At 63.9% G+C, this 17,603-nt stretch carries 14 protein-coding genes; 2 read left to right on the top strand and 12 right to left on the bottom strand.

Annotation, left to right across the window (positions count from 1 at the left end; genetic code table 11):
* Positions 1–22: 22 nt before the first annotated feature.
* The 3 genes from B7G53_RS03455 to metE all read right to left on the bottom strand — a co-directional run bounded on the left by B7G53_RS03455 (position 23) and on the right by metE (position 5,222).
* A complete protein-coding gene (locus tag B7G53_RS03455; protein ID WP_217992578.1) occupies positions 23–499 on the bottom strand; it encodes a CopG family transcriptional regulator in 477 nt (158 codons plus the stop codon).
* The gene (locus tag B7G53_RS03450) at positions 496–2,517 is read right to left on the bottom strand and encodes a conjugal transfer protein TraG (RefSeq protein ID WP_096663507.1); all 2,022 of its coding nucleotides are present in this window, start codon (positions 2,515–2,517) and stop codon (positions 496–498) included. Before B7G53_RS03450 ends, B7G53_RS03455 begins: the two co-directional genes overlap by 4 nt.
* A 326-nt stretch (positions 2,518–2,843) precedes the next feature.
* Positions 2,844–5,222 carry a 5-methyltetrahydropteroyltriglutamate--homocysteine S-methyltransferase gene (metE, locus tag B7G53_RS03445; protein ID WP_096663505.1) on the bottom strand — a complete coding sequence of 793 codons (2,379 nt, stop codon included), beginning with the start codon at positions 5,220–5,222 and terminating at the stop codon, positions 2,844–2,846.
* A 101-nt stretch (positions 5,223–5,323) separates the two neighbouring features.
* On the opposite strand from metE, the gene B7G53_RS03440 reads away from it, so the two are divergent.
* Positions 5,324–6,253, top strand: a complete 930-nt coding sequence (locus B7G53_RS03440; RefSeq protein WP_096663502.1) for a LysR family transcriptional regulator — start codon at positions 5,324–5,326, stop codon at positions 6,251–6,253.
* Positions 6,254–6,310: 57 nt separating this feature from the next.
* Here B7G53_RS03440 and mmsB read toward each other — a convergent pair whose 3' ends face one another.
* The 9 genes from mmsB to B7G53_RS03395 all read right to left on the bottom strand — a co-directional run bounded on the left by mmsB (position 6,311) and on the right by B7G53_RS03395 (position 15,880).
* Positions 6,311–7,207 carry a 3-hydroxyisobutyrate dehydrogenase gene (mmsB, locus tag B7G53_RS03435; RefSeq protein ID WP_096663499.1) on the bottom strand — a complete coding sequence of 299 codons (897 nt, stop codon included), beginning with the start codon at positions 7,205–7,207 and terminating at the stop codon, positions 6,311–6,313.
* A gap of 38 nt (positions 7,208–7,245) precedes the next feature.
* Positions 7,246–8,355 (bottom strand): enoyl-CoA hydratase/isomerase family protein, encoded by a 1,110-nt coding sequence (locus B7G53_RS03430; protein ID WP_096663891.1) that lies wholly within the window; start codon positions 8,353–8,355, stop codon positions 7,246–7,248.
* Between the two features lie 22 nt (positions 8,356–8,377).
* Positions 8,378–9,166 carry an enoyl-CoA hydratase gene (locus B7G53_RS03425; protein WP_096663497.1) on the bottom strand — a complete coding sequence of 263 codons (789 nt, stop codon included), beginning with the start codon at positions 9,164–9,166 and terminating at the stop codon, positions 8,378–8,380.
* Entirely contained in the window at positions 9,163–10,332 is a 1,170-nt protein-coding gene (locus B7G53_RS03420) for an acyl-CoA dehydrogenase family protein (protein ID WP_096663494.1), read from the bottom strand. The genes B7G53_RS03425 and B7G53_RS03420 overlap by 4 nt, the downstream gene beginning before the upstream one ends.
* A gap of 7 nt (positions 10,333–10,339) precedes the next feature.
* Entirely contained in the window at positions 10,340–11,845 is a 1,506-nt protein-coding gene (locus B7G53_RS03415; protein ID WP_096663491.1) for a CoA-acylating methylmalonate-semialdehyde dehydrogenase, read from the bottom strand.
* Between the two features lie 89 nt (positions 11,846–11,934).
* On the bottom strand, positions 11,935–12,795 hold the full coding sequence (locus tag B7G53_RS03410) for an isocitrate lyase/PEP mutase family protein (RefSeq protein ID WP_096663488.1): 861 nt from the start codon (positions 12,793–12,795) through the stop codon (positions 11,935–11,937).
* A 2-nt stretch (positions 12,796–12,797) separates the two neighbouring features.
* The gene (locus B7G53_RS03405; RefSeq protein WP_096663485.1) at positions 12,798–14,249 is read right to left on the bottom strand and encodes a bifunctional 2-methylcitrate dehydratase/aconitate hydratase; all 1,452 of its coding nucleotides are present in this window, start codon (positions 14,247–14,249) and stop codon (positions 12,798–12,800) included.
* A gap of 39 nt (positions 14,250–14,288) precedes the next feature.
* Entirely contained in the window at positions 14,289–15,461 is a 1,173-nt protein-coding gene (gene prpC / locus B7G53_RS03400) for a bifunctional 2-methylcitrate synthase/citrate synthase (RefSeq protein WP_096663482.1), read from the bottom strand.
* A complete protein-coding gene (locus tag B7G53_RS03395) occupies positions 15,458–15,880 on the bottom strand; it encodes an acyl-CoA thioesterase (RefSeq protein WP_096663479.1) in 423 nt (140 codons plus the stop codon). The genes prpC and B7G53_RS03395 overlap by 4 nt, the downstream gene beginning before the upstream one ends.
* Before the next feature lie 139 nt (positions 15,881–16,019).
* Here B7G53_RS03395 and B7G53_RS03390 point away from each other — a divergent pair, with 139 nt between their 5' ends.
* A complete protein-coding gene (locus tag B7G53_RS03390) occupies positions 16,020–17,471 on the top strand; it encodes a short-chain fatty acyl-CoA regulator family protein (protein ID WP_096663476.1) in 1,452 nt (483 codons plus the stop codon).
* Positions 17,472–17,603: the final 132 nt, after the last annotated feature.

The raw sequence follows: 17,603 nt of genomic DNA, 5'->3' as shown, positions 1-17,603 counted from the left end.
GCCGCAGTCCGCCGTGTCTCTGTCAGGCTTGTGGAGCACTGGATATCTCCCCTTCCTTTTGTTCTGGTGTGGTCACCTGCGAAGCCAGGTCATCCGGAGCAACCTCTTCATGGACCTCCCGGACCAGGCTGCGCCCGCGCTGGATGTGACGGGCGAGCTGTTCGATGAACTGGGCATAGCGGGCGCGGCCCTGGGCTCTAGCCGCATCCTGCTGGCCTTCAGGCACAGGCAGAGAAACGGTCAGGAAGTAGCGGATGTAAAGCGCCACCGTTTCAATCAGGATGGACTGATCGCGCTCCAGCCGGTCGAACTGACGCGAGAGGCGGTCCAGCCGTTTGCCCATGGCCGCTTCGCGCTGGTCGGCCGCATCCGGTGAGAGGAACGAGGCCAGGGCGGCGGCGATCACCGCCGACTTCGACACACCCTTGTGCACGGCGAGCTGATCCAGCCGCTTGGCATGATCTGGCTCGATGAAGATATTGAGACGGGTCCGAGTCATAGTGAAATCCCGTCATCCGGGTCCAATGCAGCGAGTCGCGCATTGCGCTGCATTCTTTGGTCCGTCTCACCAATGTCCCGCCTATCCCGCTTCAGGCTGTGCGGTTGCAACGACATGTCGTCCTCGTCATCGAGCACCAGCAGGTCGTCGATGTCCATCGGGGTGGGTGCATCAAACGCAACGTCCAATTCAGGTTTGAGCTGGTAGCCGCCTTCGTCGGCAAAGCCACCCGACTGGATTGCAGTCAAGGCCTCGGACACGGCAGGGATCGCCAATCCGGTCCAGTCGTCTGGTCGCGCCATGGGTTTGTCTGCATAGCCGTCCAGCCCAAGCACCGGCGGTGCCAGCATCCGGACCATGAAATTCCTGTCCTGGTAGTAGCGCAGCTTCGCCGCCTTGATCGGTGGATGCCCCGACACCATCACAACTTCTTCATCGGGCGGCAACTGCATGACCTCACCCGGCGTGAGCAAGGGGCGTGCGGTTTCTTGCCGCGACACCATCAGGTGCCCCAGCCACGGGGCCAACCGGTGGCCCGCGTAGTTGCGCTGCGCCCGCAGTTCGGTGGCCGTGCCCAGAGCTTCGGAGATTCGCTTGGCCGTGCGTTCGTCGTTGGTCGCGAAGGCAATGCGCACATGGCAGTTGTCGAGGATCGAATGGTTCTGGCCGTAGGCCTTGTCGATCTGGTTCAAGGACTGTGCAATCAGGAAGGCGCGCAGACCGTAGCCGGCCATGAAGGCCAGTGCGGACTCGAAGAAGTCCAGGCGTCCCAGCGCCGGGAACTCATCGAGCATCAAGAGCAGCTTGTGTTTCCTGGCAATGCCGTCGGAGCCGTCCAGCGATTCGGTCAGGCGTCGGCCGATCTGATTGAGGATCAGCCGGATCAGCGGTTTGGTGCGGCTGATGTCGGAGGGCGGCACCACCAGGTACAGCGATACCGGGTTCTCCGCTGAAATGAGATCGGCGATGCGCCAGTCGCAGCGCGAGGTGACTTCGGCCACCGTGGGGTCGCGGTAGAGACCCAGAAAGCTCATGGCGGTGGAGAGAACACCGGAACGTTCGTTGTCGCTCTTGTTAAGCACTTCGCGCGCGGCCGAAGCAACGACGGGATGGGTGACGTCACCCAAGTGCGGTGTGGTCATCATCCGGTGCAGCGTGATCTCGAACGGGTTGGCTGGATCCGACAGGAAGTTGGCGACGCCGCGTAGAGTCTTGTCGTCACCGGCGTAAAGCACGTGCAGGATGGCCCCGACCAACAGGGCATGTGAGGTCTTCTCCCAATGGTTGCGCCGCTCCAGCGCACCTTCGGGATCGACCAGGATGTCGGCGATATTCTGCACGTCGCGCACCTCATGCATGCCGCGCCGCACTTCGAGCAGCGGGTTGTACGCAGCAGAGCGGGCATCGGTCGGGTTGAACAGCAGGCATTGCGAGAAACGTGAGCGCCATCCGGCGGTCAAGGTCCAGTTCTCGCCCTTGATGTCATGGATAACGGCGGAGCCAGCCCATGATAAGAGCGTTGGTACCACCAGGCCGACGCCCTTGCCTGATCGGGTCGGGGCGAAAGCCATCACGTGTTCCGGGCCTTCGTGACGAAGGTAGCCACCTTCTTTAGTCTTCAGTCGGCCGAGGAACACGCCAGCCGGTTGGGTCAGGCCCGCCGCCCGAACCTCTTCAGGATCCGCCCACCGGGCTGAACCGTAGGTCGTGACGCGCTTTGCAAGACGCGAGCGCCAGACGGCCATTGCGATGGCGGCAGCGGTTGCAAGCAGTCCGCTGGATGCCGCGATGATGCCTCCGCGCAGAAAAACTTCGGGTGCGTAGGCGTCGAAGAAGTACCACCATTCGAATAACTGCCAAGGGTGATAGATTGGTATGCCAGACAGGTCGAACCAGGATAGCCCAAGGCGCGCCTGGTAGCCCAGCGCTGCCGCCGTCCATTGGGTGGCGACCCATAGGCCACCAAGCGTGAGGCCGAGCACTACAGCTATCTGTCCGAACAGGATGCCTGTTGGCATACTTTCCCCCTTATGCACCGACTCCAAGCCTGCGCATACCACGGCAGCAGCGCTGATGTGAGTCTGACCTCAGAGGGTCACGCCACATACCCATGGGCGAGTAGCACAGCGCAGTTCGTCAAAGAGAATCCAATCCCCCCCCTTTATACTGACCGCAGACATTGCCAATATCGGCCGGCGTTGCCGAGGAGAAAATTCTGGGTGTCTGTCATATCCACACCGTCCCAATAAGACAATTGAGAGCAGCAGCAGCTGTCCCCCTGGCATGAAATTGCGCGCCAGAGTGTCAGTCAGACAACCAGTTGCACTACGCCCGCTCAAAGAACTCAAGAATCTTCGGTTGCTTTGGGTTGGCTATTGGGTGCCAGCTTTTGGCGCAGTAGTTTCGTAGCCGTCATCATGTTCAACAGTGCGGCTTCCGTTTCAGGCCAGCCGCGGGTCTTGAGGCCACAGTCCGGATTGACCCAAAGATTCTCTATCGGTACGACACCAGCCGCCTTCTGAATGAGATTGATCATTTCGTGGACGCTTGGCACACGTGGCGAGTGAATGTCGTACACACCGGGTCCAATCTCGTTCGGGTACTTGAAGTCACCAAAGCCGCGCAACAACTCCATCCCCGAGCGGCTGGTCTCGATGGTGATCACGTCCGCGTCCATCGCGGCGATCTCGGGCAGGATGTCGTTGAACTCCGAGTAGCACATGTGGGTGTGGATTTGCGTCCGGTCGGCCACGCCGCTGGCGCTGACGCGAAAGGCGCGGGTGGCCCACTCCAGGTAGGCCTTCCAGCCCGCGCGGCGCAGCGGCAGGCCTTCGCGGATGGCGGGCTCGTCGATCTGGATAATGCCTATACCGGCCCGCTCCAGATCCAGCACTTCGTCGCGAATGGCCCAGGCAATTTGCTGGGCGGTGCTGCTGCGCGGCTGGTCGTCGCGCACAAAAGACCATTGCAGGATGGTGATGGGACCGGTGAGCATCCCCTTCATGGGCAGCGGGGTAAGGCTCTGAGCGTACGTGGTCCACGCCACCGTCATGGCGGCGGGGCGTGACACGTCGCCGTAGATCACCGGCGGCTTGACGCAGCGCGAGCCATAGGACTGCACCCAGCCATTGGTCGTGAAGGTGAAGCCGGCCAGCTGCTCGCCAAAATACTCGACCATGTCATTGCGTTCAGCTTCACCGTGAACCAGAACATCCAGGCCAATGGCCTCCTGCTTGCGCACGGCCAAGGTAATCTCGGCCTGCATTTTCTGGCGGTAGCTGGCTTCATCGAGCTGGCCGCGCTTGAAGGCGGCGCGGGCGGCGCGGATGTCGGCCGTCTGGGGAAAGGAGCCAATGGTGGTCGTCGGCAGCAAGGGCAAAGCAAAGCGCTCGGCCTGCACCGCCTGGCGCTGCGGGAAGGCGGAGGCGCGTCTGTCGTCATCGGCCGTCGTGCGGGCCAGGCGCAGGGCGACATCGGCACGGTGCACGCGCGGGCTGCTGCGGCGCGCGGCGCAGGCGCTGCGGGCCTCGGCAAGCGCGGCCTGCACAGAAGCCGCGTCGTCATTGAGCACGGCCTTCAGCGTCTGCAGCTCACCGAGTTTTTCAACGGCAAAGGCCAGCCAGGACTTGATCTCCGGGTCCAGCGTCGCTTCGGCCTGCAGGCTGTAGGGCACATGCAGCAGCGAGCAGGACGGCGCAATCCACAGCGCGCCCTGGTGCTTGTCGGCCACCGGGCGCAGCCGGGCCAGCGCCGCGTCCGGGTCGGTGCGCCAGATGTTGCGGCCATCGACGATGCCGACCGACAGCACCTTGTGGCTGGGCAGCCAGTCGGCCACGCCGGTCAGTTCTTCGGGGGCGCGCACCGCATCGACATGCAGACCAGCCACCGGCAACTGGCAGGCCAGGCGCAGGTTTTCCTGCAGCGGCGAAAAGTAGGTGGCCAGCAGCACAGGGGGCGCGCTGCGCGCCAGCCGCGAGTAAGCCGGCTCGAAGGCATGGCGCCAGTGATCGGGCAAGTCCAAGCCCAGGATGGGCTCGTCGATTTGCACCCATTGCACGCCCTGCGCCTTCAAGCGGGCCAGGATGTTTTCGTAGACCGGCAGCAGTTGCTCAAGCAACGAGAAGCGGTCAAAACCGGCCTCCTTCTCCTTGCCCAGCCACAAAAAGCTCAAAGGTCCGAGCAGCACCGCCTTGACCGGGTGGCCCGCCTGCAGGGCTTGATCCACTTCCTCAAACAGCCGGTGGCTCGCCAGCTTGAACTGCGTGGTGCTGGAAAATTCGGGCACCAGGTAGTGGTAGTTGGTGTCGAACCACTTGGTCATCTCCAGCGCCGTTTCGCCTTCGGACCCTTCTGACGTGTTGCCGTGGTTGCAGGCGAGGCCGCAGGTGTGCTCAGCATCGACCTGCACACCGCGTGCCATCGCAAAGTAACGCGACAAAACCGGCTCATCGCCGCCAAAGCCAAAACGGGCGGGCTCGCAACCGAGCAGCTGGATCTGGTTGGCAACATGGTCATAAAACGCAAAATCGCCCACCGTGACAAAGTCCAGCCCAGCTTCGCGCTGGATGACCCAGTGGCGCGCACGCAGATCGGCGCCGACGGCCTCCAGCGCCGCCGCATCGATGTCGCCTTTCCAGTGTTGTTCAAGTGCAAGTTTCAGCTCGCGGTGCGCGCCCATGCGGGGGAAACCAAGGGTGTGGGAAAGGGTTTTCTTGGCGGTCATGCCGGTCCTCTTGTGATGGATTGGGAGTCAGGACAGCATGGTCGGCCAAGCCAGTATATTATTCAAGCGAAACATTTGGCCATTCAACATGAAAAATTCTAATGCAACAATCGGTTCTTGAAATTCGCCACTTGCGCACGCTGGTCGCGCTGCGCGATGCCGGCAGTCTGGTGCGGGCTGCGCAGTTGCTCAATCTCACACAGTCGGCACTGTCGCACCAGGTCAAGCTGCTGGAGGAGCGTTATGGCGTGACGCTGTTTGAACGCAAGTCGGTGCCGCCACAATTCAGCGCGACCGGCCTGCGACTGCTGGGCCTGGCCGATGCAGTGCTGCCGCAGGTGGAGGAGGCTGAGCGCGACGTGGCTCGCATTGCACAGGGTCTGGCGGGGCAACTGCGCATCGTCGTGGAGTGTCACACCTGCTTCGACTGGCTCATGCCCGCCATGGATGCCTTCCGGGAACGCTGGCCCGAGGTGGAGCTGGACATCGTCTCGGGCTTTCACCCCGACCCGATCGCGCTGGTGCTGCAGGACCGGGCCGACATCGCCATCGTGTCGGAGCAGGACGCCGGCGAAACGGTGGACTTCCATCCCTTGTTCCGCTTCGAGATAATGGCGCTGCTTGCCAATGACCACCCGCTCACGGCCAAGCCACATCTTGTAGCAAAAGACTTTGCGGACGAAACGCTCATCACCTACCCCGTACCCGACGACATGCTGGACGTGGTGCGCCAGGTGCTGGAGCCCGCAGGCATCAAGCCCGCGCGCCGCACCACCGAGCTGACGATCGCCATGCTGCAACTGGTGGCCAGCGGCCGCGGCATCGCGACGCTGCCGCTGTGGGCAGTACAAAGCTACCTGGACCGCGGCTACGTGACCGCGCGGCCGGTGGGCCGCAAGGGCCTGACCGGCCACCTCTACGTGGCCTGCACCAGCACGACCTCCGGGCGCCCCTGGCTCGCGGACTTCGTCGCCATCACGCGCGAGAGCTGCTTCCTCACCTTGAGCGAGATCGAGCTTCTCTACGGATGAAATCCGGCTCCAGCCCTTTCTCCTCGGACGCAAAAAGCTATCGAAAAGATAGCAACTTCAGACCTGTGGCTTTTGCAGCAAGCGGATCACGCTGGAGAAATCCAGCGCGCCGCCGCCGGCCAGGCTGTGCGCGGCATACAGGCTGCGCGCCAATCCGCCCAGCGGTGTGGCTGCGCGCACGGCTGTGGCATTTTCTTGCGCAAGGCCCAGGTCCTTGAGCATGAGGTCGGCGCCAAAACCGCCCATGTACTTTTTCGAGGCGGGCGCATTTTCCATCACACCCGGCAAGGGGTTGTACTTTTCCAGCGCCCAGTTGCCGCCCGAGCTGCGGCGCATGATCTCCGACAGCACCTTGGGGTCCAGCCCGTTGGCCACACCCAGTGCCAGCGCCTCCGACGTACCGATCATAAGGATGCCCAGCAGCATGTTGTTGCAGATCTTGGCGGTCTGGCCGGCACCGGCCTCCCCCGCGTGAAAAATGTTTTGCCCCATCTTCTCCAGCAAAGGCCGCGCACGCTCCAGATCCCCGGCCGTGCCGCCAACCATGAAGGTCAGCGAGCCTGCGATGGCGCCACCGGTGCCACCGGACACGGGCGCGTCAATGCAGGCGATCTGCCGCTTGGTGGCGCCCTCGGCCACCTTGCGCGCAGTGGCGGCGGCAATCGTGCTGCAGTCGATCACCAGGGTGCCGGCGGGCAACTGGTTCAGCAGGCCGGGCTGGCCGTTGCCAAAATAAAGCGACTCCACATGCTGACTGGCTGGCAGCATGCTGATGACGACCTCGGCGCCACGCACCACGTCCTGGGCCGAGCCGGCAATCCGCAGTCCCTCCTCGCCCAGCCGCTTGCAGGCATCTTCCGACAGGTCGAAGCCCGCCACCTCGTGGCCGGCCTTGTGCAGGTTCAGCGCCATGGGCGCGCCCATGTTGCCCAAGCCAATGAATGCGATTTTCATGTGTGTCTCCTCAGGATGGTTTGAAGGGGGTTCAGATTTCAGGCCAGCGCGGCCAGCGGATGGGGTGCGGCGAAGCGGGGTTCAAAGTGCTCGTTGATCCACTCCGGCGTGACATGCTCCAGCGTCTGTGGCGTCCAGTGCGGGTTGCGGTCCTTGTCGATCAGCAGCGCGCGTATGCCTTCGGCAAAGTCAGGGTGCGCGCAACAGCCGAGTGACACGCGGTATTCGAGACGGAACACCTCGGCCAGCGAAAGCCGCTGCACGCGGCGCCAGAGTTCGAAGACCAGCGCCGCCGAGGTCGGCGAGCCTTTGGCGAAGGTGGCGGCGGCTGTCATCAACCAGGCGTCGTCGCTTTGCAGCTTGCGCAGGCGCTGTGCGATGTCAAGAAGGTCATCGCCGGCCATGAGTTCGTCGATCAGGTCGAAATGCCGGCGCAGTTTCGATTCCGGGAGGTCCTGGGCCGCCTGCCCGGCCAGCAGGCGCGACAACGCTGCGCGGTTGTCGCCCGCAGCATCGTGCCAGTTCGCCGCTGCAATGCTGCTCAATACATCCGTCCGGTTTTGGCTACCCAGGTAGAAATCGGCCAGTCCGCAGAACAGGGCATCCGCCGCGTTGAGTGGCGCGCCTGTCAGCGCGAGGAACAGGCCGACGCGCCCAGGCATGCGGCGCAGGAACCAGCTGCCGCCCACGTCGGGATACAGGCCGATGCTGATTTCGGGCATGGCGAGCTTGCTGGTAGAAGTCACCACACGGTGCGAAGCACCCGCCATCAGGCCGATGCCGCCGCCCATCACAATGCCCTGGCCCCAGCACAACAGCGGCTTGGGGTAGCGGTGGATCAGGTGGTCGAGCTGGTATTCCTGCGCGAAGAAGCCCTGCGCATAGGGGTTGGGGCCGGCGCCGCAGTCGCGCATGGACTGGTAAAGCTCGCACAGGTCGCCGCCTGCGCAAAAGGCTTTGTCGCCGCTGGCCTGCAGCACCACGCCGGCGATACCGGGGTCCACCGCCCAGGCGCGCAGGGCCGGTGTCAGCGCCTGCACCATGGGCAGGGACAGGGCGTTGAGTGTGGCGGGCGCATTGAGCGTGGCCAGGCCAAAACACCGGCCGCAAGCCGTGGGCAGTTCGTCAAACAGGACGACGTCGGTCATCGTCATTTCTTTCATGGTCATTTCAGGCGTTACGCCAGACCGGCGCGCGCTTGGCCAGAAAGGCGCTCACGCCTTCGCGCTGGTCCTGGCTGTCAAACAAGTCGACAAAAGCCTCGCGCTCGGCCACCAGGGTGGCCGTGGGCGACTGCGTGCGCGCGCCCTGAATCAGGCGCTTGCAGGCGGCCACGCTGGTCGGGCTTTGTTTTTCCACGCGCTGGGCCAGCAGCAGGGCCTGCGCCAGCGCCTGGCCGCGCGGCACGACTTCTTCGACCAGGCCGATGCGCAGCGCGGTGGCCGCGTCCACGCGCTCGCCGCACAGCACCATGCGCTTGGCCCAGCCCTCGCCGACCAGCCAGCTCAGCCACTGCGTGCCACCCGCGCAGGGCAAGAGACCCACGGCGGCCTCGGGCAAGGCCATCTGCGCCTGTTCCTCGGCGATGCGCAGGTCGCAGGCCAGCGCGCATTCGAGACCGCCGCCCATGGCATAGCCGTTGATCGCGGCAATCGACAGGCCGCGAAAACCGGACAGCGCCTCAAACGCTTCGCCGAAGCGGCGCGCTATCTCGCGTGCCACGGCCTTGTCGCCGTCGGCAAACAGCTTCAGGTCGGCGCCGGCCGAAAAAAACTTCTCGCCCTGGCCGGTGACGACCAGGCTGTAGATATCGCGCCTGGCGTTCAGCTCGCTCACCAGTCGCGTGAGTGCGGCCAGGCTTTGTGCTGTCCAGGTGTTGGCGGGCGGGTTGGCCAGGGTCAGCACGGCGGTGTGACCGCGCAGTTCCAGTTGCAGGCCTGCGTAAGTTGTTGGGCTCATCGGATCTCCTCGGTATGGTCTGTGTTGTCGGTTTCCAGCATGCGGCGCGAGACGATCACGCGCATGATTTCGTTGGTGCCTTCAACGATCTGGTGCACGCGGGCATCGCGCAGGTAGCGCTCCAGTGGGTACTCGCGGGTGTAGCCGTAGCCGCCGTGGATTTGCAGCGCCTCGTTGCAGACGCGAAAGCCAATGTCGGTGGCAAACTGCTTGGCCATGGCGCAGTACACAGTCGCCTGCGGCACTCCGGCATCGAGCCGGGATGCGGCCAGCCGCACCATCTGGCGCGCGGCCACCAGCTCGGTCGCCATGTCGGCAATCTTGAACTGCAGGGCCTGAAAACTGCTGAGCTTGCGCTTGAACTGGCTGCGCTCATGCATGTAGCGCCGCGCTGCGTCCAGCGCACCCTGCGCCGCGCCGACCGAGCAGGTGGCGATGTTGATGCGCCCGCCGTCCAGCCCCTTCATGGCGATGCGAAAACCCTCGTCCTCCTCGCCCAGCAAATGGTTGATCGGCACCCGCACGTTGTCAAAGGCGATGGTGCGCGTGGGCTGGCTGTTCCAGCCCATTTTTTCTTCCTTGCGGCCAAAGCTGATGCCGGGCGTGTCGGCCGGTACCAGCAGCGCCGAAATGCCGGCCGCGCCTGCGCCGCCGCTGCGCGCCATGACCACCAGCACATCGGTCGCACCGGCGCCCGAGATGAAGGCCTTGCTGCCGTTGAGCACATAGTGATCACCCTCGCGCTGGGCGGTGGTGCGCAGCGCGGCGGCGTCCGATCCCGCGCCGGGCTCGGTCAGGCAGTAAGAGGCGAGCTTTTCGCCGCTGCTTAGCAGCGGCCCCCAGGCCTGCGCCAGCTCGGGGCTGGCCCAGCACGTCACCATCCAGGTCGCCATGTTGTGAATCGTCAGGTAGGCCGTGGTCGAAGGGCAGGCCGCGGCCAGCTCTTCAAACACCAGCGTCGCGTCGAGCCGCGGCAGGCCCAGGCCGCCGTAACGCTCGTCGGCGTACAGGCCGCAAAAACCGAGCCGGCCCGCCGCGGCCAGCGCCTCGCGCGGGAAGATGCCTTCGGCGTCCCAGCGCGCCGCATGCGGTGCGAACTCGCCCGCAGCGAAGTCGCGCGCGCTGTGCTGATAGGCGCGCTGCTCGTCCGACAGTTCGAAGTTCATCCGGGGCCTACCGCAGGCTGATGGTGGTGTTGACCGCACCGGCCACGCTGCTGTCGTCAAACCAGCGCTCGGTGATGGTTTTGGTCTGGGTGTAGAACAGCACCACCTGCTTGCCGTAGGGCCCGAGGTCACCGAGCTTGGAGGCGCGCGAGCCGGTGAACGAGAACAGCGGCACCGGCACCGGAATCGGCACGTTGATGCCGACCTGGCCCACGTCGACCTCTTCCTGGAACTTGCGCGCCGCCGCCCCCGACTGGGTGAACAGCGCCGTGCCGTTGCCGTTGGGGTTGGCGTTGATCAGGGCAATCGCCTCGTCCAGGCTGGCAGCCTCTGCAATGCACAGCACCGGGCCAAAGATTTCCTGGTCGTAGATGGCCATGCCGGGCTTGACGCCCGAGAAGATGGTGGGGCCGACGAAATTGCCTTCACGCACACCCCCATCCAGCGGCGGCTGGCGGCCGTCGAGATCCAGCGTCGCCCCTTCGGCCACACCTTGCGCGATCAGGCTTTCCACGCGCTCTTTCGCGGCGCAGGAAATCACGGGCCCGACATCGGTGCCGGCCGCGGCCCCATTGCCAATCACCAATTTCTGGGCGCGCTCGACCAGCTCAGGAATCCATTTCCGGGCCTCGCCCACCAGGATGGCGACCGACACCGCCATGCAGCGCTGGCCTGCGGCCCCGAACCCCGCGCCAATCAGATTGTTCAGCGTCTGCTCCTTGTGTGCGTCGGGCAGGATGATGGCGTGGTTTTTTGCGCCCATCATGCACTGCACGCGCTTGCCCGCCTGCGAGGCGCGGTGGTAAACATGGGTGCCCACGCGCGTGGAGCCGACAAAGGACACGGCCTTGATGTCGGCATGGTCACAAATCGCGTTGACCACCTCTTCGCCGCCGTGCACCACATTGAGCACGCCGGGCGGAATGCCGGCCTCAATGGCCAGCTCGACCAGGCGCATGGTGCTCATCGGGTCTTGTTCGGACGGCTTGAGCACAAAGGTGTTGCCGCAGGCAATCGCCATCGGGAACATCCACAGCGGAATCATGGCCGGGAAGTTGAAGGGCGTGATACCCGCGCAGACGCCCAGCGGCTGCTGCACGGTGTAGGTGTCAACGCCGGTGGCCACGTTGTTGGCCAGCTCGCCCATCTGCAGGTTGCCGATGTTGGCGGCATGTTCCACCACTTCCAGCCCGCGGAAGATGTCGCCCTCGGCATCGGGCAGGGTCTTGCCCTGCTCGGCCGTGAGAATGGCGGCCACTTCCTTCATGTGTTCGCGGATCAGTTGCTGGTATTTCAAAAAGATGCGGGCACGCACGCCGATGGGGGTGTGGCGCCAGGTTTTAAAGGCCAGCTTGCCGGCGGCGACGGCGGCATCGACTTCTGCGCGGGTGGCCATGGGCACGCGCGCCAGCACCTGCTGGGTGGCGGGGTTGACGATGTTGCGCCACTCGGTGGTTTCCGATTCGACGAACTGGCCGCCTATCAGCAGCTTGACGGTGGGGATGGTGTTCATGCTTGTCTCCTGTTGATATGAAATTGCTATTAATTTAATAGCTGCTTGCACCCATTCAATATGGGCTAGAGGCCTAAAAGGCTTGTCATTCAGGTGTATTGGCGCTCCAGCGCGTCGTACAAGGGCTTGTTCACCAGCCGCTGCCGTTCAGCAAACGGTACGACCAGCGCCGGGTCTTCGTCAATACGCCGGGTGTCACGCAGCACGGTCAGGGCTTTCTGCATGCCCGCCAGCGCGCCCTGCAGTGCGGCGTTGGCATACAGCACGATGCCGTAGCCCAGCCCGGCCAGCTCGTCGGTGCCGAAGATAGGCGTTTTGCCGCCTATCACCATGTTCATCAGCTGGGGCTTGGGCAAACGCTGCGGCAGCGCGCGGATTTCATCGGCCGTCGTCACGGCCTCGACGAACAGGATGTCGGCCCCCGCTTCGCCGAACTTGTGCGCGCGCTCGATCGCAGCTTCGAAGCCGTGCACCGCGCAGGCATCGGTGCGCGCCATGATGAGCAGGTCGGGGTCGTGGCGTGCATCCACTGCGGCCTTGATCTTGCCCACCATTTCTTCGCAGGAAATCACTTCCTTGCCTGCAAAATGCCCGCAACGCTTGGGCGCTACCTGGTCTTCCAGCTGGATGCAGTCGGCGCCGGCCCTTTCCAGCACGCGCACCGTGTGGCGCACGTTGAGGGCGTTGCCAAAGCCGGTGTCGGCATCGACGATCAGCGGCAGCTGCACCGCGTCGCGAATGCGCGCCGTGTGGTCGGCGATCTCGGCCAGGCCCATGAAGCCCTGGTCGGGCAGGCCGAGCCACATATTCGTCACGCCGGCGCCGGTGACGTAAATCGCCTCAAAACCGAGGTCTTCAATGACCCGGGCCGAGAGTGCATTGAAGGCGCCCGGCACCAGCACGCCGCGGCGGGCTTCGGCGAGTGCGCGCAGTTGTTGTTTGGTTCCCATGTTCAGATCACGTAGAGGTCGACGTACTCGTGCACTGGCATGGCTTCCAGCTTTTTCTGGTCCAGGCTCACGGCCAGAATTGCCTCCTGCTGCTTTTTCGGAAAGCGCCGCGCCAGGTTGGTGCGGAACTTGGCTTCGAGCAGCGGAATGCCGTCGGCGCGGCGGCGCTTGTGGCCGATGGGGTATTCGACCGCGACTTCGGGAAAGCTGCTGCCGTCCTTGAATGCCACCGTCAGCGCATTGGCGATGCTGCGTTTTTCCGGGTCGTGGTAGTCGCTGGTGTAGCGGCTGTCTTCCACGCAATGGATCCTGGCCCGCAAGGCGTCAATGCGCGGATCCGCCGCCACGCTGTCCTCGTAGTCGGCCGCAGTCAGGTTGCCAAAGATCAGCGGCACGGCCACCATGTACTGGATGCAGTGGTCGCGGTCGGCCTCGTTGTTCAGGGGCCCCTGTTTGTCGATGATGCGGATGCAGGCTTCGTGCGTGCGGATGGTGATCCGTTCGATGTCCTCGACCCGCTTGCCCGCCGCCTTAAGCTGCTGGTGCAGCGTGACGGCGGCTTCCACCGCCGTCTGGCTGTGAAACTCGGCCGGAAAGCTGATCTTGAACAGCACGTTTTCCGACACATAGCTGCCGTAGGGCCGCTGGAACTTGAAGGCCTGGCCCTTGAACAGCACGTCGTAAAAGCCCCAGGTCTTGGCCGTGAGCGCCGACGGGTAGCCCATTTCGCCGGTCTGCGCAATCAGCGCCAGGCGCACGGCCCGGCTGGTGGCATCGCCCGCGGCCCAGCTCTTGCGGCTGCCGGCGTTGGGCGCATGGCGGTAGGTGCGCAGGCTTTGGCCATCGACCCAGGCCAGCGACACGGCCGCCAGGGTTTCGTCGCGGCTCAAACCCAGCAGTTGCGACACCACGGCCGTGGACGCGACCTTGACCAGCAGCACGTGGTCCAGCCCGACCTTGTTGAAGGAGTTTTCCAGCGCGATCACGCCCTGGATTTCGTGCGCCTTGATGATGGCCGTGAGTACGGCATGCATGGTGAGCGGCGGCTTGCCGGCGGCCACGGCGTTGCGGCTAAGCCAGTCGGCCACGGCCAATATGCCGCCCAGGTTGTCGCTGGGATGGCCCCACTCTGCCGCCAGCCAGGTGTCGTTGAAGTCCAGCCAGCGGATCAGCGCACCGATGTTGAAGGCGGCCTGCACCGGGTCAAGCTGAAACTGGGTGCCCGGCACCTTGGCCCCGTTGGGAACCACCGTGCCTTTGACGACGGGGCCCAGCAGTTTGCAGGCAGCCGGGTATTCCAGCGCTTCCAGGCCGCAGCCCAATGTGTCAATGAGGATGTTGCGCGCCGTGTCGTAGGCGAGGGCCGACTTGACGGTGTAGTGGAGGGCGTAATCGACGATATCGACGATGACGGGGTCCCATTCAGGGCGAACGTTGCTGATGTGTGCGGACATGTGTGCGGGTGGTTGATGGAGTGAGAGAAATGAAAAAATTCAGACGCGCTCGGCAATCGGCACGAAAGCCAGGTCGTCAGGCCCGGTGTAGTGGGCGCTGGGGCGAATGATCTTGTTGTCGAGGCGCTGCTCGATGATGTGGGCGGCCCAGCCCGAGGTGCGTGCGATCACGAACAGCGGCGTGAACATGGCCGTGGGCACGCCCATCATGTGGTAGCTGACGGCGCTGAACCAGTCGAGGTTGGGGAACATCTTTTTCACCTCCCACATCACGGTTTCCAGCCGCTCGGCGATGTTGAACATCTTCATGGAGCCAGCCTCTTGCGACAGCTGTTTGGCCACGCGCTTGATCACCTCGTTGCGCGGATCGGACACGGTGTAGACCGGGTGGCCAAAGCCGATCACCACTTCCTTGGCTTCGACGCGGCGGCGAATGTCGGCCTCGGCTTCGTCGGGTGAGTCGTAGCGTTTCTGGGTTTCAAACGCCACCTCGTTGGCGCCGCCATGCTTGGGGCCGCGCAGCGCGCCTATGGCGCCAGTGATGGCCGAGTAGACGTCCGAGCCGGTGCCGGCAATCACGCGGCTGGTGAAGGTGGAGGCGTTGAACTCATGCTCGGCATAGAGGTTGAGCGAGGTGTGCATGGCACGCTCCCAGCTTGCCGACGGTTTTTGCCCGTGCAGCAAATGCAGAAAGTGCGCGCCTATGGAATCGTCATCGGTTTCGACCACGATGCGGCGGCCCTGCGTGGACCAGTGGTACCAGTACAGCAGCATGGAGCCCAGCGACGCCATCAGCCGGTCGGCAATGTCACGCGCGCCGGGTGTGCCGTGCTCGTCTTTTTCGGGCAGCACGCAGCCCAGTGCCGAGACGCCGGTGCGCATCACGTCCATCGGGTGGCTTGACGCGGGCAGGTGCTCCAGCGCCTCCTTCACGCTGGCGGGCAGGCCGCGCAAGGCCTTGAGCCGGGTTTTGTAGGCCCGCAGCTCGGCGCTGTTGGGCAGCTTGCCATGCACCAGCAGGTGCGCGATTTCCTCGAACTCGCAGACATCGGCCATGTCCAGGATGTCATAACCGCGGTAATGCAGATCGTTGCCGGTTTTGCCGACGCTGCACAGCGCGGTGTTGCCGGCAGTCACGCCCGACAGCGCGACCGATTTTTTGGGTTTGAAACTGCCTGGCAGGGCGGTAATGGCGGTGATGGCGGCGTTCATAGGGTCTCCGTTAAAAGTGTTGACGCAGGGCTTGGCGTCAGGGCGCTCGGTTTGATGGCGGCCGGCTTGCCTTGCGCATCCACGGCCACCATTTCAAAGCGCCCCTGCAAGGCGCGCTGGCTTTGGCCGGTGGCCAGGCTCTCGGCCATGCCGACCACCTCCACCGTCAGCGAGCTGCGGCCCACGCGCACCACCTGGGCCATCAGCTCCAGCGTCTGGCCCAGCCTCACCGGCCGGTGAAACTGCACCTCCTTGCAAGCGGCCATCACGACGGATTGCCGGGCGTAGCGGCTGGCCGAGATGAAGGCGGCCTTGCTCAGCAGGTTCAGGGCGTTGCCGCCGAACAAGGTGCCGTAGTGGTTGGTCTGGTCCGGAAAAATCATTTCCACCAACCGGGTTTTGAGGGCTTGATCTGTCATGGATTCGCAATTTACGCCGAAGTATTCATCTGCGGAAGGACTGAATTGGCGAAGGAGTGCGAAGGTTTTTTGCCGGTTTTGCGAATCTTGCGAATAAAAATGGCGTTAGCATGCGGGCAGATGATCAGGAGCGCTTGAGATGAAAAAAACCTTCATGGGCATACGCCTGCGCCGCCTGCGCGAAGAGCGCGGCATGACCCAGCTCGCGCTGGCCCACACGCTGGGGCTATCGCCCAGCTACCTGAACCAGCTGGAACAAAACCAGCGGCCTCTCACCGTCTCGGTGCTGCTGAAGATCAACGCCGCTTTTGGCGTGGATGTGCAGATGTTTTCCGAAGACGAAGAGGCTCGCCTGATTGCCGGCCTGCGTGAAGCGCTGGCCGATGTTTCTGCGGCCGATCCGGTGTCCTTGGCCGAGATCCGCGAGCTGGCTTCCAACATGCCGGCCGTGGGCCGCAGCCTGATCGGCCTGCACCGCCGCTACCGCGATGCCATTGAGCGGCTGGAGACCATGGCGGCCCGCCTCGGCGATGACCGGGGCAGCGCGCCGGGCGTGCAGCCCATGCACTACGAAGAGGTGCGCAATTTCTTCATCGCGCGGCACAACCACATCGCCGAGCTTGACGAACAGGCCGAGCGCCTGTTTGTCGAATGCCGGATTGAAGTCGGCAACGCTGCAGAGGGACTGGAGCGCCGGCTGGCGCAGCGGCATGACGTCAAGGTCATCTATGCCGACGGCGATGCGGGCCTGCCTAAAACCGACGTGCAGCGCCAGTACGACCCCAAGAGCCGCGTGCTGCGCCTGTCGCCGCACCTTGAGCCGGGCCAGCACGCCTTCCAGATGGCCACCCAGCTGGCTTTCCTGGAGATGGGCGCGGTGTTGCAGAAGCTGACACAGGGCGACAACGAGCTGTCGGGCGACCATGCCCGCGCGCTGGCCCGCATTGGCCTGGCCAACTATTTCGCCGGTGCGCTGCTGCTGCCCTACCGGCAGTTTCTGGATACCGCCGAATCGATGCGTTATGACATCGAACGGCTGGGGCATCACTTCGGCGTTGGATTTGAGACCGTGTGCCACCGCTTGAGCACGCTGCAAAGGGCTGAAGCGCGCGGTGTGCCGTTCTTCTTCATCCGGGTGGACCGGGCCGGCAACATCTCCAAGCGGCAGTCGGCGACGCATTTCCACTTTTCGAAAATGGGCGGCACCTGCCCCTTGTGGAATGTCTACGAGGCGTTTGCCCAGCCCGGACGGATACTTACCCAGCTGGCCCGCATGCCGGACGGGCGCGCCTACCTGTGGATTGCCCGCGCCGTGTCGCAGGGGCATGGCGGCTACGGCGCACCGAGCAAGACATTCGCGATCGGTCTGGGCTGCGACATTCATCAGGCCGAGCGGCTGGTGTACTCCAAAGGACTCGATCTCAAAGACCCGGAAGTGCCCACACCCATCGGCATGGGCTGCAAGGTCTGCGAACGCGAAGCCTGCCCGCAACGCGCGTTTCCGTTCATCGGCGGTGCGTTAGACGTCAATGAGAACCAAAGCCGGTTTGCACCTTACCCAGTCGCCTCCCAGCCACTGCGGCCCAGTTAAAACGGAATACTCATGCAACTGATTTGCCAAAAAATGTAGCCTCCTTGCAGGACAAAATTCGCGTCAAACCGCCCCGTAACACGGGGTATCCAACCATCACTTGTTGCACCAAAAAAAGTGCGTGATCGGCCA

Origin of the sequence: Polaromonas sp. AET17H-212 (assembly GCF_002379085.1) — a bacterium.
Classification (GTDB): Bacteria; Pseudomonadota; Gammaproteobacteria; order Burkholderiales; family Burkholderiaceae_C; genus Polaromonas.
This window is presented reverse-complemented; position numbering and strand designations above follow the sequence as displayed.